The sequence below is a fragment of the Arthrobacter sulfonylureivorans genome (assembly GCF_047607445.1).
Lineage (GTDB): Bacteria > Actinomycetota > Actinomycetes > Actinomycetales > Micrococcaceae > Crystallibacter > Crystallibacter sulfonylureivorans_A.
Map to the genome: position 1 here is coordinate 90,249 of NZ_JBLKRT010000012.1, position 17,130 is coordinate 107,378.

Annotated in this window: 20 protein-coding genes; 2 read left to right on the forward strand and 18 right to left on the reverse strand. The window is 66.9% G+C overall.

Features of this window, described 5'->3' with window-relative positions; translation table 11 throughout:
* Nucleotides 1-172: 172 nt before the first annotated feature.
* From ACMX2H_RS07910 to ACMX2H_RS07920, 3 genes are read right to left on the reverse strand one after another with little or no spacing between them, the layout of a single operon-like run.
* Nucleotides 173-1,381: a DNA-processing protein DprA gene (locus ACMX2H_RS07910; RefSeq protein WP_414959990.1), complete on the reverse strand. Its 1,209-nt coding sequence runs from the start codon at nt 1,379-1,381 to the stop codon at nt 173-175.
* A 38-nt stretch (nt 1,382-1,419) separates the two neighbouring features.
* Nucleotides 1,420-2,961, reverse strand: a complete 1,542-nt coding sequence (locus ACMX2H_RS07915; RefSeq protein ID WP_414959974.1) for a YifB family Mg chelatase-like AAA ATPase — start codon at nt 2,959-2,961, stop codon at nt 1,420-1,422.
* On the reverse strand, nt 2,961-3,317 hold the full coding sequence (locus tag ACMX2H_RS07920) for a YraN family protein (protein WP_414959975.1): 357 nt from the start codon (nt 3,315-3,317) through the stop codon (nt 2,961-2,963). The genes ACMX2H_RS07915 and ACMX2H_RS07920 overlap by 1 nt, the downstream gene beginning before the upstream one ends.
* Nucleotides 3,318-4,026: 709 nt before the next feature.
* On the opposite strand from ACMX2H_RS07920, the gene ACMX2H_RS07925 reads away from it, so the two are divergent.
* The gene (locus ACMX2H_RS07925) at nt 4,027-4,326 is read left to right on the forward strand and encodes a hypothetical protein (protein ID WP_414959976.1); all 300 of its coding nucleotides are present in this window, start codon (nt 4,027-4,029) and stop codon (nt 4,324-4,326) included.
* Between the two features lie 3 nt (nt 4,327-4,329).
* Here ACMX2H_RS07925 and ACMX2H_RS07930 read toward each other — a convergent pair whose 3' ends face one another.
* From ACMX2H_RS07930 to ACMX2H_RS07980, 11 genes are all read right to left on the reverse strand, one after another.
* Complete coding sequence (locus ACMX2H_RS07930) at nt 4,330-4,653, reverse strand: DUF2469 domain-containing protein (RefSeq protein WP_136786944.1); 324 nt, start codon at nt 4,651-4,653, stop codon at nt 4,330-4,332.
* Between the two features lie 33 nt (nt 4,654-4,686).
* Nucleotides 4,687-5,385, reverse strand: a complete 699-nt coding sequence (locus tag ACMX2H_RS07935; protein ID WP_414959977.1) for a ribonuclease HII — start codon at nt 5,383-5,385, stop codon at nt 4,687-4,689.
* Complete coding sequence (gene lepB, locus ACMX2H_RS07940; RefSeq protein ID WP_414959978.1) at nt 5,382-6,215, reverse strand: signal peptidase I; 834 nt, start codon at nt 6,213-6,215, stop codon at nt 5,382-5,384. Before lepB (ACMX2H_RS07940) ends, ACMX2H_RS07935 begins: the two co-directional genes overlap by 4 nt.
* Before the next feature lie 11 nt (nt 6,216-6,226).
* A complete protein-coding gene (gene lepB / locus ACMX2H_RS07945; RefSeq protein WP_414959991.1) occupies nt 6,227-6,934 on the reverse strand; it encodes a signal peptidase I in 708 nt (235 codons plus the stop codon).
* Between the two features lie 41 nt (nt 6,935-6,975).
* Nucleotides 6,976-7,332: a 50S ribosomal protein L19 gene (rplS, locus tag ACMX2H_RS07950; RefSeq protein WP_136786941.1), complete on the reverse strand. Its 357-nt coding sequence runs from the start codon at nt 7,330-7,332 to the stop codon at nt 6,976-6,978.
* 389 nt (nt 7,333-7,721) lie between these two features.
* The gene (trmD, locus tag ACMX2H_RS07955; RefSeq protein WP_414959979.1) at nt 7,722-8,795 is read right to left on the reverse strand and encodes a tRNA (guanine(37)-N(1))-methyltransferase; all 1,074 of its coding nucleotides are present in this window, start codon (nt 8,793-8,795) and stop codon (nt 7,722-7,724) included.
* Nucleotides 8,796-9,344, reverse strand: a complete 549-nt coding sequence (gene rimM, locus ACMX2H_RS07960) for a ribosome maturation factor RimM (protein ID WP_136786939.1) — start codon at nt 9,342-9,344, stop codon at nt 8,796-8,798.
* 121 nt (nt 9,345-9,465) lie between these two features.
* A complete protein-coding gene (locus tag ACMX2H_RS07965; protein WP_136786938.1) occupies nt 9,466-9,705 on the reverse strand; it encodes an RNA-binding protein in 240 nt (79 codons plus the stop codon).
* The gene (gene rpsP, locus ACMX2H_RS07970; RefSeq protein WP_136786937.1) at nt 9,705-10,130 is read right to left on the reverse strand and encodes a 30S ribosomal protein S16; all 426 of its coding nucleotides are present in this window, start codon (nt 10,128-10,130) and stop codon (nt 9,705-9,707) included. Before rpsP ends, ACMX2H_RS07965 begins: the two co-directional genes overlap by 1 nt.
* Before the next feature lie 378 nt (nt 10,131-10,508).
* The gene (locus ACMX2H_RS07975; RefSeq protein ID WP_414959980.1) at nt 10,509-10,994 is read right to left on the reverse strand and encodes a hypothetical protein; all 486 of its coding nucleotides are present in this window, start codon (nt 10,992-10,994) and stop codon (nt 10,509-10,511) included.
* Between the two features lie 67 nt (nt 10,995-11,061).
* Entirely contained in the window at nt 11,062-11,949 is an 888-nt protein-coding gene (locus ACMX2H_RS07980; RefSeq protein ID WP_136786935.1) for a VOC family protein, read from the reverse strand.
* 151 nt (nt 11,950-12,100) lie between these two features.
* On the opposite strand from ACMX2H_RS07980, the gene ACMX2H_RS07985 reads away from it, so the two are divergent.
* Entirely contained in the window at nt 12,101-12,532 is a 432-nt protein-coding gene (locus tag ACMX2H_RS07985) for a YkvA family protein (RefSeq protein WP_414959981.1), read from the forward strand.
* On the opposite strand, the gene ACMX2H_RS07990 is transcribed toward ACMX2H_RS07985, so the two are convergent.
* From ACMX2H_RS07990 to ffh, 4 genes are all read right to left on the reverse strand, one after another.
* Nucleotides 12,514-13,755, reverse strand: coding sequence for a hypothetical protein (locus tag ACMX2H_RS07990; RefSeq protein ID WP_414959982.1), 1,242 nt, complete (start codon nt 13,753-13,755; stop codon nt 12,514-12,516). The genes ACMX2H_RS07985 and ACMX2H_RS07990 overlap by 19 nt on opposite strands.
* 61 nt (nt 13,756-13,816) lie before the next feature.
* Nucleotides 13,817-14,527, reverse strand: coding sequence for an alpha/beta fold hydrolase (locus ACMX2H_RS07995; RefSeq protein WP_414959983.1), 711 nt, complete (start codon nt 14,525-14,527; stop codon nt 13,817-13,819).
* Between the two features lie 10 nt (nt 14,528-14,537).
* Entirely contained in the window at nt 14,538-15,095 is a 558-nt protein-coding gene (locus ACMX2H_RS08000) for an NUDIX hydrolase (RefSeq protein ID WP_414959984.1), read from the reverse strand.
* 167 nt (nt 15,096-15,262) lie between these two features.
* Nucleotides 15,263-16,849 carry a signal recognition particle protein gene (gene ffh / locus ACMX2H_RS08005; protein ID WP_414959985.1) on the reverse strand — a complete coding sequence of 529 codons (1,587 nt, stop codon included), beginning with the start codon at nt 16,847-16,849 and terminating at the stop codon, nt 15,263-15,265.
* Nucleotides 16,850-17,130: the final 281 nt, after the last annotated feature.

Consider the following 17,130-nt stretch of genomic DNA (forward strand, 5'->3'; position numbering starts at 1 on the left):
AACTCAAGCAGGCACACGGGCGAATGCCGATCTTTCTGCCCCGTCCTGCCTCGGTGCCCGTCGTGCCCCTACTCGGAAGCCTGTCTTGCCCCCGCGGCCTGGCTTGCTCCGCCCCGACTCGGACACCCCTGTCTTGCCCGCATGTTGGACCCTCAATCCCCTTCTCCAGCCCTCAGCTCCTCCTCCCCCGCCGCCAGCCGCCGGCATCCTGGACGGCGAGCCCAGCGGCCTCCAAGCGCCCGAGGCCGGCCAGCACCGTGCGAACCGGAATGCCGGCGACCGTGGCGAGTTTGTCCACGGTGCTTCCGCGGCGAACCGGCAGGGCGTCCAGCAGCAGCAAGTCGTCCACACCGAGACCGTCGTGGTCCGCCAGCTTTTCCTGGGTTCCTGACTCAAGGGCGCTTCCAACGGGGCCTGCGAGTTCGGCCGCCTCGGCTGCGTCGGTGATGGCGGTCGCGCTGCCGTCGCGCAGCAACCGGTGCGTCCCTGCAGAGTTGGCGCTGTACACGGATCCAGGCACTGCGCCGACTCCCCGACCAAGGCCTGCGGCGTGGTGCGCCGTGTTGAGAGCGCCGGATCGCCAGCGCGCTTCCACAACAATGGTGGCCGCTGCCAACGCTGCTATCAGTCGGTTTCTCTGCAGAAATCTCCACCGGGTTGGCGCGGCCCCAGGTGGCACCTCGGCCAGAAGAATGCCCCGGCTGGCGATCGCCCGAAGCAGTTCCTCGTTACCTGCCGGGTAGTACCGGTCGAGACCGCCGGCCATGACTGCCATGGTCGAGACATGATCCGCCTCCGCCGCGAGGGCGGACCGATGAGCTTGCGCGTCAATTCCATAGGCCCCACCTGAGATCACGCAATAGCCCCGCTGCACCAGGCCACTGCTGATGTCGCCCGTTACCTGGTTCCCGTAGTTGGTGCTGTCCCGGGAGCCAACAACGGCGACCGTCGCGTCGACCGCCGGAATGCCGTCGGTGAACCTGCCCCGTGCCCAGAGGCAGAGCGGTTCTCCCAGCCCGAGATCGGCCAATCCAGCCGGCCATACGGCATCCCCGGGTATCAGCAGCGCGCCGCCGAGCCGACCCATGACAGCGAGGTCTCGTTCCGGCGCCAAGTCCTTGACCCGCGGTGCCCAGCGGTCCAAGGCGTCGGACAAGGGTTGCGCATTGTCCGTTGAGGCTTGCCGGTCCAAGGTCCTGAGCATCTCTGCCTGCAGCCCGTGTCCGGCGCTCAGCTGTCCCGTGGCGATGCGTAGGGCATCGAACGGCCCGGCAACGGCAACCAGTGCCAGGCCAATCCAGTCGGACGGCTCCATCAGCCGGGACAGCGACGCGCGGGCCAGTCGCTCGTCATCGGAGGGCAGTCGCGTCATTCTGGTCATCTCCTCGTAGCTGGCTGGCGCTAATGGGGGCAGCATGCTCAGGCCGCCTTGACCTGTTGGCGGAAGGCCAGCGCGGTACTGACTGCGTCCCGGTCCGGCCTGTCCAAGCCGGCTAGGTCCGCGAGCGTCCACGCCACGCGCAGGACGCGGGTGTAGCCGCGGCCGGTCAGCACCGCGCTCTCCATGGCACGGTCCAGGTCCTGCGTGACAGCCGCCGAAGGCCGCAGCTTGCCGGTGAGCAATTCGCCGCTGATTTCCGAGTTCAGGCTGATCCCCCACGGGCGCAACCGTTCCTGTTGGGCTGCCCGGGCGGCAGCGACTCGTGCGGCGACGGCGTCACTCGTTTCCCGGCTGCTGCCGGCGGCCAGCATTCCCACCGTCAGCCGTTGCAAGGTCAGTTGCAGGTCGATGCGGTCAGTCAAGGGATTGGAGAGCTTGCCGAAGTAACGGCGCTTCTGATCGGGCGTACAGGTGCAGCCCAGCCCCTTGCCGCCAGCAAGCCCGCACGGACAAGGATTCGCAGCCATCACCAACTGGAAGCGTGCGGGATAGGCGGCCGTTCCGGCGGCGCGGTGCACCACCAGCTTTCCGCTTTCCAGCGGCTGGCGCAGGGCATCGAGGACCTGGCGGTCGTACTCCGGCGCCTCGTCCATGAAGAGCACGCCCCGGTGGGCCCTTGACGCGGCGCCCGGCCGGGGCAGCCCGGAACCGCCTCCAATGATGGATACGGCGGTGGCTGTATGGTGCGGGCTCTCGTAGGGCGGGCGCCGAATCAGAGCGGTGAGCGGCGCCGCCGGGGCGCTCAGGGAGTGGATGGCCGTGACCTCCATGGCGTGATGGTCAGGGAGGTCGGGCAGGATGCCGGGCAGCCTTTCCGCCAGCATGGTCTTCCCAGCCCCTGGTGGTCCGACCAGCAGCAGGTGGTGGCCACCCGCTGCGGCCACTTCCAGCGCCATACGCGCTTCATGCTGTCCCGCAACGTCGACCAGATCGGGTGCCGGACCGGCAGGGGCAGGAGCAGCGGGTTGAGGCTCCAGTTGCGGTCCCGATGCGGGGAGGTTGAGCCGGTCAAGATCCGCTCCGTATGCCAGGAGCACCTCGGACAGCGTCTCGAAGCTGCGTACGTCTGCACCCGGCACCAAGGCTGCCTCCTCGGCGTTGGCTGCGGCGACGGCTACCTGCGGATAACCCGCGTCCACGGCCGCCATGACAGCGGGCAGGACGCCGCTCACCGGACGGAGCCGCCCGTCCAGGCCAAGCTCGGCCAGGAAGACCGTACGGCCGGCGGGGCGGATGTCACCCGCTGCTTGCAAAGCGGCCAACACGATGGCCAAATCGAAGCCGGACCCCTTTTTCGGCAGCGAGGCAGGGACAAGGTTGACGGTGATCTTGCGTCGGCTTAGCGGGACACCGGCGTTCTTCGCGGCTGCCTTGATCCGTTCTTTCGCCTCGGAGAGGGAAGCATCCGGCAGCCCAAGGAGAACGAAGGCCGGCAGAGTTTGGCCGATGTCCGCTTCGACCTCCACCATGTGGCCGTTCAGACCCACCAAGGCGACGGAGAACGTGCGCCCGAGGCCCATCAGCCGACGTCCTTCAGGTGCTCGATCACCGGCCAGCGGGCCTGTCCGTAGAGCACTGCGACGGCGTCCACGCGCATGGCGGTGCCAGCCATGCCGTGGTCCCGCAGCCACTGGTGTCCCAAAGTCCGGAGCCGCCGGACTTTGGCCCCGGTGATGGCCTCGAACGGGTGGCCGTAATCGGTGCTGCGGCGCGTCTTCACCTCGGAAACCACGATGGACGCACCGTCCACGGTGATGATGTCCAACTCCCCGTCCGGGCTGCGCCAATTCCGGTCGATCACCCGCTGGCCGGCGCCGGACAGATAGGCCGCGGCCATCTCCTCGCCCCGCCGCCCGAGTTCATCCTTCGCTCTCATGCCCTCAAGCTTGGTGGGGTGCACCAGTGGAGAGCAGCACGAAGTCCCGAATGTGGACAGGCGCAGGCAGAGAGAGGCTGTGCAGGGCGAGTCAGGAAGGGCGCTGAAGGATCTCCCGGTCCATCCGTTCCGCATTGCGGTGGGAAGCGGACGATGGCAGGATCGCTTGCAATGTCCCCGCCATTTCCCGCTCCTGTGCGCAGCCCGCTGCCGCTGCCCTTGCTGCGGGCTGCCGTTGCCGTGCTGGTGATGGCAGTTGCGCTGGCTGCTGCCGGGCTGCTGACGGCGTGGCTGGGCGGTGGCAGGAGCTTTGTCGACAGGCTGCTCCCGGCGGCGTTGGTTTCGGCCGTGGTGGTGCCGGCCATCCTGGTGCTTCGCCGCCGGTGGGACAGAAGATGTTTGTCTGGGATCGGCCTCACCGACCTTCGAACCAGTGTGATTTCCCTGCTGCTGGGCGCCGGCGTCGTATCCGGCTGCGGCGCTGTTATCGTCGCCGCGGTGTCCCTGACCGGGGGCATTAGCTGGACCGGCTTCGATCCACTGGAGTTCATAACATTCTTGGCGGTCAACACGGCGATCGCCCTGCTGCTGGAAGCGCTGCCTGAAGAAGTCTCCATCCGCGGCTACGCACTCACGGCACTGCAGTCGCGCCGCTCCCGCGGCGCCGCAGCCCTGCTGGCCACAGCGGCGTTTTTGGCACTCCCGCCGATTGCCCGACGAAGACGGAGCGTTGACCTACTACGCCATGTTGGCCGGCTTCAGCCTGCTGCTGATCTTCGCCCGCGAAGCCACGGTGGCGGCAAGTATCTGGACCTGCATCGGCGCACATCTGGCATTCCTGACCGTCAACCGGATCCTGTTGGGGGCGGGCGCGACAGGTGTGGAACTGGAGGTGGCCGGCCCCGCGCTTGCCGTGACCCTACCGCTGTACCTTTGCACCGCCGTCGTTGCTTTCAGCCTGCTGCGGGAACGCGCGGACCGCCGGCGTGCCCAGAAGTTCGGCAGCTAAGCGTCAGCCGCCGAGGCCGTCCTTGGGCAGGGTGAGGTCGTCGTTCTTGGTCAGTTCCTCCACGTTGACGTCCTTGAACGTGATCACGCGGACGGACTTCACAAAGCGGGCGGACCGGTAGACGTCCCAGACCCATGCGTCCTGCAGGGTCAGGTCGAAGTAGACCTCGCCGTCGGCCGAGCGGGCCTGCACATCAACGTGGTTGGCCAGGTAGAAGCGGCGCTCCGTCTCCACGACGTAGCTGAACAGGCCGGCGACATCGCGGTACTCCCGGTAGAGCTGCAGCTCCATATCGGTTTCATAGTTCTCAAGGTCTTCGGCGCTCATGTATCCATCCTGCCCCAGATTGGCTGGCGGTGTTTAGTTAGCGATCTCGACCGCGGGCATCAGCGGCTGCTCCGGGGTGAGCCGCCAGCTGCGGCGGTGCAGCTCGGACGGGCCGATGCCCAGCAGGGCGGCCCGGTGTGCGGGGGTGGCGTAGCCCTTGTTGATCTCCCAGGCGTACTCCGGATAGTCCGCCGCGTAGCCGGTCATCATGGCGTCGCGCTCAACCTTGGCGAGCACACTGGCGGCGGCCACGCTGAGACACTGCAGGTCCGCCTTGATCCGTGTCAGCACCGGGGCGTCGCAGCCCGGGTGGGCGGCGTCGTCGAACAATGACGGCTCCCCGGCGGATAGCCAGTCGTGGTTGCCGTCCAAAATCACGATGTCCGGGCGGGCGGTGGCCAGCACCTGCCCCCAGGCGCGGGCTCCGGCGAACCGCATGGCCGCCATCAGGCCCAGCGCGTCGATCTCCGCCGCACTGGCATGGCCCACGCCGTAGGCCAGTGCCCATTTCTGGATCTTGGGTACCAGGGCCACCCGGTCGGCCGGGGTGAGCAGCTTGCTGTCGCGCACGCCGCGGATCTGTTTGGCCGAGGTCGCGTCGATGGCCACCATCCCTACACTGACCGGGCCGGCAAGGGCCCCGCGGCCGACTTCGTCCGCGCCGGCGACCAAACGGTGTCCGGCCTCGACGAACGAACGCTCAAAACGCAGCGTAGGGGCTTTAGTGGTCACTGGGACTCGTTCTGACGGGCGATCGCGGGCTGCTCGGTGCCGGTCGCCGCGGAAGGTGCCGGCACGCCGTCGAACACTTCCGGATAGTTGCCCAGGAAGCCCAGCCGGTCCAGCGGCCAGGCGATGACGCTGGCCTTGCCCTCGACGGATTCCACGTCCACGAAGCCCTTCGAGGCTTCGTCCTGGTGCTCGCGCGAGTCCGCGGAATGGTTCCGGTTGTCGCCCATGACCCAGATTTTACCCTCGGGCACGGTCACGTCGAAGGGGATCCGCGTGTTGTCCGAGCCTGGAGCCAGATAGGGTTCTTCGTTCAGCGGCACGCCGTTGACCGAGATCCGGCCATCCGCGTCGCAGCAGACCACATGGTCTCCGCCCAGGCCGATGACGCGCTTGACCAGGTGCTGCTGGGACGCGTCGGGCATCAGGCCCACGAAAGTAAGGAATTGCTGGAACCAGTTGCCGGCATCGTGCTCGCCATTGGGAGGCAGCCAACTAAGGTCGTCCTGGAAAACCACCACGTCGCCGCGGGTGAGCGCAAACGGCTGCGGCACCAACAGGTTGACGAAGATACGGTCGTCCACCTCCAGCGTGTCCTCCATGGAGGTGGACGGAATGAAGAAGGCGCGGAAGAGGAACGTCTTGATCAGGAACGAAAGGACGACGGCGACCGCGACGATCGTGACGATCTCCTTCAGCCACGACAACAGGGAGTTCCGCCCGGTGTTCTTGCCGTCCCGGTTCTTGCCTTCGCGGTTGCTGCGGTCGCGCTTCTGCGGCCCGGAGGCGTCCGGCTGGTACCCGCCAGTATCCTTCGGGTCGTCCTGGTCCATGCTCACTATCCTCAATTCTCCGCGGGCTGATCCGCCGGCTGGGAACCCAACTGTATCCGGTCCAGCCCGGCCGCCCGGTCCAGCGGCCAGATGATGTTCGTCGGCCGGCCGATGACCCGCTCAATTGGAACCATACCCCCGCCGGGCGCACCGAGGAGGACACGGGAATCGGCCGAGGCAGAGCGATGATCCCCCATCAACCACAATCTATCTTTGGGCACCTGGACGGAGAACTCCATATCGCTGGGCGCGTCGCCGTCGAAGATGTAGTCCTCCTGCACCGGTTCGCCGTTGACCTGCAGGCGGCCGTCCGGCCCGCAGCATTCGACGGTGTCCCCCGGCAAGCCGATGACGCGCTTGACGTAGATGGTGTCGCTGCCGGCAACGCCCAGCCACTGGCCGGCCTGCTGCAGGAGGTCCACGAACGGGGAATTGCCGCTGTTGAAGGGAGCGAACGAACCGCGGCCGTCGAAGACCACCAGGTCACCGCGCCGGATCTCGCCGAAATGGTAGTCGGTGCGCGAGACCAGCACACGGTCGCCGGTTTCCAGCAGCGGCTCCATGGAACCCGAGGGGATGTAATAGACGTCCACCAGCGTGGCCCGCACGACGGCGCTGAGCACCACCGCACAGATCACGATGGCCAACACAAAACGCCAGCCCGGAAGTCCGGACCGGCGTCTTGGCGGTTCCCCGGACGCGTCCGGGGAACCAGAGATTTGCTGCACTGCCTAAGTCAAGAAGCTGCTGGTATGCAGCTTTACTTGGCAGAGCCGAAGTCGCGCTTCTCCTTGATGCGGGCAGCCTTACCGTGGCGCTTGCGCATGTAGTACAGCTTGGCGCGGCGAACGTCACCCTTGGTCACGACCTCGATGTGGTCGATGATCGGGGAATGTACCGGGAAGGTACGCTCCACGCCCACGCCGAAGGAAACCTTGCGGACGGTGAAGGTCTCGCGGACACCATGGCCCTGGCGGCCCATCACGTAACCCTGGAAAACCTGGATACGGGCGGTCTTGCCTTCGATGATGTTCACGTGCACCTTGACGGTATCGCCGGCGCGGAACTCGGGAACGTCGCGCAGGGATGCTGCGTCGACAGAGTCGAGGATATGCATTTCTCACTCCTGGTGAACGCCACAGGTCATTCACTTTGGTTACGGCGCGACGGTCAGGCTGAAGCCTGCAACAGTCGCTGCCGAAATTCAAGAACCGGCCCGTCCGGGAATCGGCGGCCGGCGAATCCGGCTGTTGGCAGCGCTCCCCCTGTGGCAGGATCGCGCCCAGCGGACACAATCCTCTATTTTGCCACATGCCGCGGCCGAAGCTCTAATTTTCCGCATTCGATCGGGGCCCCGGGCCCACTGCGCGGCTCCGAGCCGGGACCGCCGGGCCCTCCGAGCTCAGGGACCGGCTGGGAGGTTGGACTGGCTGCGAGGTGGCACTGACTGCGAGGTCGGGGCAGCATCCCCTGACCTGATGGCGAGATGTCCCCCGGGCCGAGTGATCAGGGAGTGTGGCGGGTCGCCTCGGCGGCAACCACTGACTCCGACGCGGCCGGCAGGACCTGCGTGGGCGTGATGGTGTAGCCGAGCGAGCCGAGGGTGGCACGGTCGGCCTTGTCCAGCGTCTCCGGGTCCAGCGCCAGGATCAGATCCGGGCGGCGCTCTGCGGTGCGGCGCAGTTGTTCGTCGCGGCGGTGCCGGGCGATCTTGGCGTGGTTGCCGCTGAGCAGCACCTCCGGAATACCGCGTCCGCGCCAGTCCGACGGTTTGGTGTACACGGGGTATTCCAGCAGCCCGTCCGAGTGTGACTCTTCCACCAGGGATTCGGGATTGCCGACGACGCCCGGCACCAGCCGACCCACGGCTTCCACCATCGCCAGCACGGCCACTTCTCCCCCGTTGAGTACATAGTCGCCGAGGCTGACCGGCCGCACGCGGAAGTGCTCATCGGCCCACTCGAGCACACGCTCGTCGATGCCCTCGTACCGGCCACAAGCGAAGACCAGATGGTCCTCGAGGGCGAGTTCGTAGGCGAGGGCCTGGTTGAAGACCTCACCGGCCGGTGAAGGGACGATCAGGATGGGGCGGGCGGCGGCTGGCTGCGCGGGATCTGTCTGGGTCTCTGTCTGGGTCTCCACGCGTTCGCTGGCGCTCACTTGGTCGACCACCGGGGAAGTGGGCTCCGTTTGGGTCTCCACGCGTTCGCTGGCGCTCACTTGGTCGACCACCGGGGAAGTGGGCTCCGTCTGGGTCTCCACGCGTTCGCTGGCGCTCACTTGGTCGACCACCGGCGGGGCGCTCACTTGGTCGACCACCGGTGGGGCGCTCACTTGGTCGGCCACCGGGGAGTCGGTGACCAGCGATTCCAGGGCCAGGGCCCAGGGCTCTGGCTTCATCACCATGCCGGCGCCGCCGCCGTACGGGGTGTCGTCCACCGTGCGGTGGCGGTCGGTGGTGAAGTCGCGCAGGTCATGCACCTTCAGCTGCAGGAGTCCGTCCTGCCGGGCTTTACCGATCAGCGACAGGTCCAGCGCGGCCAGATACTCCGGGAAGATACTGACGACGTCGATGCGCACCTAGCGCTCCCCCTCGCCGTCGTCGGGGGTTTCCTGCGCGCCGGGTGCGTTCAGCTCGAACAGTCCGGCCGGCGGCGTGAGCCGGACGAAACCGGCCTCCACATCCACCTCCGGCACGATGGCTTCGACGAAGGGCACCAGGACTTCCTCGCCGTCGAGGTTTTCCACCACCAGCAGGTCCTGGGCGGGCATGGTGTTCAGGCCGGACACCTTGCCAACGACCTCGTCCCCGATGCGCACATCGAGGCCGACCAGTTCGTGTTCATACCAGGCATCGTCGTCGTCCTCGACGTCGTCGGTATCGATGAAGAGCTTGGCGCCGCGGAGTTCTTCGGCACCGTTGCGGTCCGCGACTTCATGGAAGCCCAGCAGCAGAATGTCCTTGTTCCAGCGGGCGCTGCGGACGGTCAGCGGTCCCAGCCGCGCCGGTTCCACGGTCAGCTCGACGTCGGGCACGAAGCGATCGGCCGGAGCATCGGTCAGCACCTGGACGGTGACCTCCCCGCGAATGCCGTGCGGTTTGCCGATCCGGGCAACTTGTAGCTGCATGCAGACTCCTTGGAAAACGTCCGTCGGGTGAAAAACGTCCGGCCCCTGGACCATTAGCTGGTACAGGGGCCGGAGGTATGGATTTGGTGCCTGGCGTGAAGCCGGGCAGCGCCGATCCGGATCAGCGTCGGCGGTCGGTATCCACCACGTCGACGCGGACCTGCTCATCGGCCAGGGCGTTCACCACGGTGCGCAGTGCGCGGGCGGTGCGGCCCTGGCGGCCGATGACGCGGCCCAGATCCTCCGGGTGAACACGCACCTCGATGATGTCACCGCGGCGGCTGTTCTTCTGCGTGACCTTGACGTCCTCGGGACTGTCAACGATCCCGCGGACCAGATGATCGAGCGCTTCAGCCAGCACTACTCAGCCTTTTCGGCTTCGTCAGCAGCTTCCTCGGCCGGAGCCTCGGCAGCTTCTTCCTTCTTGGCCTTCGGGGTGATGGCCTCGGGGATGATCACGGAGTCCTTTTCGGGAGCCACGAAGGCTTCCTTGGCTTCCTTGGTCTTGAGAGTGCCTTCCTGGCCCTCAATACCCTTGAACTTCTGCCAATCGCCGGTGATCTTGAGCAGGACTGCAGCCTGTTCGGTCGGCTGGGCGCCGACACCGAGCCAGTACTGGGCGCGCTCGGAGTTGATCTCGATGAACGAGGGCTCTTCGGTCGGGTGGTACTGCCCGATCTCTTCGATGGCACGGCCGTCGCGCTTGGCGCGGGAATCCATGACAACGACGCGGTAGTGGGCAGAGAACTTCTTACCGAAGCGCTTAAGGCGAATCTTTACGGCCACTGTTGTGGTCACTCCTGGTTCTGAAAATGGGCGAACCCGTATGTCTGCTCCCGTGGGGCGGGCCATGGTTGGGGTTCAAAGGACAAGATGCATACACGGAGAGAGGGGCCGCGCAGATCGAGTACCTGACTATTGTGCCAGATAGGAACCAATCCGCGCGACTCGACGGCGATAGGCGGGTTGCGGAGGGTTGCGGCCGGGTCTCCACGCGTTCGCTGGCGCTCACTTGGTCGACCACCGGGTGGGGCTGGCGCTTTTGCTGCGGCGGGTCTCCACGCGTTCGCTGGTGCTCACTTGGTCGACCACCGGGTCAGGCGCTGGCGCTCACTTGGTCGACCACCGGGTCAGGCGCTCACTTGGTCGACCACGGCGTGGCGTTTAGGCTTCGGCGGTGCTGGACCAGACGTAGAGCTGCTGGCGTTCGGTCTGCTCGACCTGCGACGCCAGCTGGGCGATCCGGCGCACATGGTCCTCGGCGATGTCGCCGCTGAACGGCATGTCCTCTTCGGCAGCCCACAGCGAGGCGACCTCCGGGATCAAGGAGGCACCGGCGTCGTCGGTATGGGTCAAAAGCTCAGCCAGCGACTGGACCATGCCGTCTGGGGCCACCATCAGGTAGTCGCTGGAGACGTCTGCCATGTCCAGCGCCTCGCCGCCGGCGGCGCCGACGGCCTTGGCAGCCAGACCGCCGAGGATTTCGATTTCCAGGTCGGTCACTCCGTTGAGTCGGAGGCTGGGGGCATCCCCGACCGCGGCCATGGGTCCGTCGGTTTCGCCGCGGGATTCGACGCTGGCCTCGAGTTCTGCGGCGCGCCGGACGGCGGCGTCATGGGTGGCAACGAAGATTTCGGTGGTTCCGGACATGTGCAAGCCCTTCCGCGGCTAGACCGATGGTTCTCATTCAGCCTAGCCGCATCGGGCGGACTTCCCCTTAGCCGACGGCGATGCGCAGCTGGTTGCGCCACGGGTCCTCGAAGCGCAGCTCGGCACCGGTGTGATGGTGCGAGACGCCGGCGCTGGTCAGCCGCTCAGCCAAGGCGCCCACCTCATCGTCGGTCGGCACGTGGATCAGCACTTCGCCCAGGCCCAGGGTGTCCTTGCGCGGGCCCGCGCCGCGGCTGTTCCAGACGTTCATGGCCATGTGGTGGTGGTAGCCGCCGGCGGCAACAAACAGCGCCTGGCCGTGCCAGCCGGCGGTGCGCTCGAAGCCGAGGGTCTTCACGTAGAACTCTTCGGCGGTGTGGGTGTCGCCGACCTGCAGGTGCACGTGGCCGATATCCGCGCCGGACTGGCGCTGGTTGGCGAGCGACTCCTCGGTCAGGTGGCTCTGCAGGTAGGTCTGCGGGTTCAGGGCCAGGCTGTCCATGTGGACCTCCTTGCCTTCCGCGGTCTGATTCCACGACCACTGATCGCGCGGGCGGTCCCAGTAGAGCTCAATGCCGTTGCCCTCCGGGTCGGTGAAGTAGAACGCCTCGCTGACCAGGTGGTCGGCGCTGCCCGTGAACCGGGACGGATCGGTCTGCGCCGCGGTGGCCACGGTGGCGGCCAGGTCCGACTGGTTCTCGAACAGGAAGGCTGTGTGGAACAAGCCGGCTTCGCCGCGGGACGGCAACTGCAACCCGTTGGCCGGCGCCAAGTGGAGCAGCGGCGTGGTGCCGCGGCCCAGGAAGACCCCACCGAGTCCCTCGGAGACGGGATCCAGCCCCAGCGCCTGCTGGTAGTAGTTGGTCATGTTCTTCATGTCCCCCACCTTGAGCATCACGGTGCCCATGCTGAGGTCGGCGGAGAGCAGGTCCTGAGGGCTTACTTGAAAGTTCATGTAAATAGAATACTTGAACCTTCACGTTTATTCCAGTCCCCTGTCCCAGAGGTTCAGGTTTGGCTATTGCCAGCTCGCACCGATTCCGCCGCCGCCCCGCCGGTACGCTGATCCTGAAGGGTCACTACGAGCTACAAACCAGGATGTTGCAATGCAATGGTGGGAACCGGTCCTCGCCGTGGCCGGCGGATTGGTGCTCCTGTACGTCCTGATGCTCCTGGCCCTCTGGGGCTATGCGAGGCGCCATCCGGACACCGTTGGCATGCGGGATGCGTTGCGTCTGTTGCCCGATCTGCTCCGCCTGTTGCGCCGGCTGGCGGCCGATCCGGAGCTCCTCGTCCGGACGCGGTTGCTTCCGCTGCTGCTGCTGATCTATCTGGCCTCGCCCATCGACGTGGTTCCGGACTTCGTCCCGGTACTCGGCTACGCCGACGACGTGATGGTGGCCGCTTGGCTGCTGCGCGCGATGGTCCGGTCGGCTGGACCGGAACCGCTGCGCCGGCATTGGCCCGGCACGGAAGCCGGGCTCAACGCGGTGGAACGGCTGGCCGGAGTCTCCCAGGATCAGCGGCGCCGCCGGTAGGCCAGATAGCCACCCAATGCAACATCTCCGGCGGCCTGCAACACCAGCCCCAGCGCACCGGCGCGCAGCAACCGGGCACTGGCCGGACGGCGTGCCGCGGCCCGGAACAGCAGCGCAGCCCCGGTGGCCGCCGCAGCTGCACTGCCAGCCAGCATCCCGGGGCGTGCGACGACGGCGCGCTGCCATGCAGCGAAGGGCCCCCTCCCTTCGGCAGGGGTGCTGGCCAGTTCGAGCAGTGCCTTGCCGATTGACTGCACCGGCAGGGTCTCCATCCCGGGGACCCGGTCAGGCTGCAGTGTTCCTTCAGCCAGCCGTGCGGCGACCGGCGGCAGTTCCAGGAGTTGGCCGGCGCGGGCCAGGATCCCCGGTTCGTCCGGCGAAGCCATGAGCTCCTGGAGTCCTTCGACCGCGCCCGGTTCCAGACCGAGGACGTCGCCGAGCCGCCGCGGATCGGGTCCTTCGGGATGCACAATTCGGCCGAGCAGCCGCAGCGCCTCGGCATCGGCGCGCGATGCAGACGGGAACGGCTTGGCCGGCCCCTCCCACGCATGCCAAAAGCTGGTGTCCGGATCGCGCCGGGTGCCGGGCAGCCAGGCTTCGACCGCGCGGAACCCGTCCAAGTCCATCAGCGCCACGATGGGTTTAGCAGAGGCCGGCCAGTTGTAGAGGCCCGGCGCCGCGTCGCCGTGAATCAACACGAGGCGCTGCCCTGGTGCAAGCCCCTCCGCATTTCCTTCAGCGGAGCCGAGGAGGTGGACCTCCACGCCGTTGAGGGCACCGAACATCATCAGATCCTCGCGCCGGAACTTACCCACCAGCACGGTGCGCAGCTCGGCGGCGTCCGGTGCTGCAAGCTCCTCGGCGTCGTCGGGTTCCGGCACGACATCCAATTCCAGCGCAGCTTCCGGCGCGGGTGCCTCGTATTCGACGCCGTCAATCTCCACAGCTGCCCCCAAGTCGGCGGACAGTCCGCGGACCAGCGCCGCGACGTCAGGGCCGGGCACCGCCTTGCCCACGGCATCCAATACTGCGGCACGCTGCTCCGGATTCACGGCCAGCAACACGGACACCACACTGTCGCCGGGCTGCGGGACCCCGCCGGCGTAAGCGCCGAGCAGCGACCGGTTGGAGAGTTGCTGCTGCAGCGCTGCCACACCTGCCTCATCCAGCGGCCACGGCCACCACAGTTGTCCGGACGCCGGTTCCCAACCTGTTTGGTTCATAGCTCAACGCTAGCAATCTCTGCTCAGTCCAGCGGCACAGCGACGGCCAGAAATGCTCGGTTCAGTCGGGCAGCGGCTTTCCGGCCAGGAAGGCCTCCAGAAGTGCATGGCCTTGCTCGGAATCCTGTGGGCGGTGATGCCCGCCAGCGTGGCGGTGAATGGCGCCGGTGCCGGCCAGGTAGTGGGCCACTTCCTCATACAGCGGCTCCCAGCCGCCGGTGACCACTAGCGTGGGCAGGCCCGGGACAATGTGCAGCGGTGCGTTCCATGGCGGCGCTTGCAACCTGGCCCGTTTTGCCTGTGCCCGGTCGGCCGCGGTGGCCAGCGGCAGCGCTTCCGCTCCGACCACCAGCCGGACGAACTCGCGCTGGTACTCCTCATCGGTCAATTCACGGCGCGCAGCGAACAGCGGCTCCAGGCGTTGCCGGTAGGCCTGCGTGGCGGGCAGGTCCGCAGTCAGCGACAAACACGCCGGCTCGAACAGCGTCAGCGAAAGCACCTTGTCCGGATGTTCCACGGCGGCCATCATCGCGGCGACGGCACCCTGTGCATGCGCTACGACGTGTGCACCGGCACCAAGATGGCCGCCAACGATCCGGGCGTCTTCGTCGAAATCCGTGGGCAGCGGGTCCGCCTGCAGGTCAAAGCCGTGGCGGCGGAGGAACAGGCAGTCGTACCGCCCGGCCAGCCGGTGCTGGTGCGGCCAGGCCGCGGCTCCGAAGCTGTCGGTGCCGTGGACAAAGACCACCCGCTCTCCGCTGCCAATTGCCATGGGAGAAATACTAAACGCCGGACCCGACAGTTCCTTTGGAGCCAGCTGCCGGCTCGGGTTCCCAGACGTGCGGGGCAAGCTCGCGTTCCGGCACGCGCGACTGCGCGGTCTGCAGCACCTGCCCGTTGCGCAGTTCCGCCACGGTGAGCAGCTCGTGGGCGCGCAGTCCGGCGGCCAACTGGGCGGACTGTGCGCCGTCCAGGACCGTCGCAGCCTGTTCGACCGGGAGGAAGACGGCCTGTCCCCCGGCACCCGCGGCGAGCTCACCGCCGTCGTACGTTCCGCCGTCGTACACAAAGGTGATGGCTTCGGCGGCAGCGGCAGCCACCGGCTGGTAGTCGAGCGCCAGAATGCGTCCGGGCGGCACCGGGAGCGAGGATTCGGCCAGCACGCGGGCCGCGGCGGACCGGGGATCTTCGCCGGGCCGGACGGCTGCAGCGGGCAAAGCGGGGCCGTCGGGACCGTTCAGCAGCACCACGGATCCGCCGACGCTGCGTACGATGACCACGACGGCGCCCTGCCGCCGCCCGGCCGGGCGGTCCACTCCGGTGTGTGCCTGCTCTGCCACAAAACTCCTTCGCTGCGCTGCCTCGCCGGTGGGCCGATGAGCCGCGTCGTCTTGACCGTCGTCTTGCCGAAACGATTCAGCAACCCAGCCTACCTTCCCTCTTTACGGCAAATGCCCCGCCGGACATACCGACGGGGCATTCACACTGCATGTGGAGCCTGGGCAGGCTACTTGCCGAGGAACTTATCGAAGCCCTTGGGCAGGTTCAGCGCCGACGGATCAAAATCCTGTCCGTCCTGCGGGGCGCCGAAGGCACTTCCGGCCGGAACCGATGCCTTGTTCTTGCGCCGCTCCTCGGCCTCGCGCAGTTCCTGCGCCGCCTTGGCCGGGTTGCCGGAGCGGGTCTTCTTCTTGCCCTTGGCAGCCTGCTGCTTTTTGCGTGCGCCACCGAAACCGCCGGGGCCGGCCACGCCGGGCATGCCCGGGATGCCGCCGCCTTGCGCCATCTTCTTCATCATCTTCTGGGCCTGGCCGAAGCGCTCCAGCAGGCCGTTGACCTCCGAGACGTGGACGCCGGAACCCTTGGCGATGCGGGCGCGGCGGGAACCGTTGATGATCTTCGGGGCGACCCGCTCGTGCGGCGTCATCGAGCGGACGATCGCCTCCACGCGGTCGATCTCGCGCTCGTCGAAGTTCTCCAACTGCTGGCGCATGTTGGCGGCGCCGGGCATCATCATGAGCATCTTCTTCATCGAGCCCATTTTGCGGATCTGCTGCATCTGGGCGAGGAAGTCGTCCAGCGTGAAGTCTTCCTGGTCGGCGAACTTCTTCGCCATCCGCTCGGCTTCGCCCTTGTCCCAGGACTTCTCCGCCTGCTCGATCAGGGTGAGGATGTCGCCCATGTCCAGGATGCGGTTTGCCATCCGGTCCGGGTGGAAGATCTCGAAGTCGTCCAGGTTTTCGCCGGTGGAGGCGAACATCACCGGTTTGCCGGTCACCGACGCGACGGAGAGCGCGGCACCGCCGCGGGCATCGCCGTCGAGCTTGGAAAGGACGACGCCGGTGAAGTTGACGCCTTCGTTGAAGGCCTGCGCGGTGTTGACCGCGTCCTGGCCGATCATCGCGTCGATCACGAAGAGGACTTCGTCCGGGTTGATGGCTGCGCGGATGTCCGCGGCCTGCTGCATCATTTCGGCGTCGACGCCCAAGCGGCCGGCGGTGTCCACGATGACCACGTCGTACAGCTTCTGCCGCGCTTCGGCGATACCATCGCGGGCCACGGCCACCGGATCGCCGGTGACGGCATCGAACTCGGACTGCACGCCCGGGTGCGGGGCATAGACGGGCACGCCGGCGCGCTGGCCGTTGACCTGAAGCTGGGTCACGGCGTTGGGGCGCTGCAGGTCAGCGGCGACCAGCAGCGGGCTGTGGCCCTGTCCCTTGAGCCACTTGGACAGCTTGCCTGCCAACGTGGTCTTACCAGCACCCTGCAGACCGGCGAGCATGATCACCGTCGGCGGGTTCTTGGCCAGCTTGATGCGGCGGGTCTCGCCGCCGAGGATGTTGACCAGTTCGTCGTTGACGATCTTGACGACCTGCTGACCCGGATTCAGCGCACCCGAGACTTCCTCGCCGAGAGCCCGCTCCTTCACATGGGCGGTGAACTCGCGCACCACGGGCACCGCGACGTCGGCGTCAAGCAGGGCGCGCCGAATCTCGCGCACGGTGGCATCGACGTCGGCCTCGGACAGGCGTCCCTTGCCGCGCAGATTCTTGAAGGTTGAGGTCAACCGGTCAGAGAGTGAATTGAACACGCGCCGTGTCTACTTTCGTCGATCTGGTTCACAGTCCCCGGGCCACGCCGGAGTTCAGCTCTTAAGGGTATCAACTGGCGGTGGCCTCAGTCTCGCCGCCGTTTGACCGCCTTTTACAGACGTCTTCTTCGTATCTTCTTCGGACGGCTGTACGGACTGCTTCTGCAGACGCTTTCTCCGGACGCGGGAACGACGCGGGTTTGCCAGAACGTCGTCGCGGCACCCGTCGCCGGTACCGGGCCTCCGCGTCGCGGCGCCCGTCGTCGCTACCGTTCCTTCCG

Excerpts from the sequence above, each read along its gene's own strand:
- ACMX2H_RS07980 (WP_136786935.1), bottom strand. The coding sequence starts at position 11,949 with ATGAACTTTCAAGTAAGCCCTCAGGACCTGCTCTCCGCCGACCTCAGC.
- ACMX2H_RS07990 (WP_414959982.1), bottom strand. The coding sequence starts at position 13,755 with ATGAACCAAACAGGTTGGGAACCGGCGTCCGGACAACTGTGGTGGCCG.
- ACMX2H_RS07930 (WP_136786944.1), bottom strand. The coding sequence starts at position 4,653 with ATGAGCGCCGAAGACCTTGAGAACTATGAAACCGATATGGAGCTGCAG.
- ACMX2H_RS07995 (WP_414959983.1), bottom strand. The coding sequence starts at position 14,527 with ATGGCAATTGGCAGCGGAGAGCGGGTGGTCTTTGTCCACGGCACCGAC.
- lepB (WP_414959978.1), bottom strand. The coding sequence starts at position 6,215 with ATGGACCAGGACGACCCGAAGGATACTGGCGGGTACCAGCCGGACGCC.
- ACMX2H_RS07915 (WP_414959974.1), bottom strand. The coding sequence starts at position 2,961 with ATGGGCCTCGGGCGCACGTTCTCCGTCGCCTTGGTGGGTCTGAACGGC.
- ACMX2H_RS07975 (WP_414959980.1), bottom strand. The coding sequence starts at position 10,994 with ATGTCCGGAACCACCGAAATCTTCGTTGCCACCCATGACGCCGCCGTC.
- ACMX2H_RS07985 (WP_414959981.1), top strand. The coding sequence starts at position 12,101 with ATGCAATGGTGGGAACCGGTCCTCGCCGTGGCCGGCGGATTGGTGCTC.
- rplS (WP_136786941.1), bottom strand. The coding sequence starts at position 7,332 with ATGCATATCCTCGACTCTGTCGACGCAGCATCCCTGCGCGACGTTCCC.
- rimM (WP_136786939.1), bottom strand. The coding sequence starts at position 9,344 with ATGCAGCTACAAGTTGCCCGGATCGGCAAACCGCACGGCATTCGCGGG.
- ACMX2H_RS07920 (WP_414959975.1), bottom strand. The coding sequence starts at position 3,317 with ATGAGAGCGAAGGATGAACTCGGGCGGCGGGGCGAGGAGATGGCCGCG.
- ACMX2H_RS07910 (WP_414959990.1), bottom strand. The coding sequence starts at position 1,381 with ATGACCAGAATGACGCGACTGCCCTCCGATGACGAGCGACTGGCCCGC.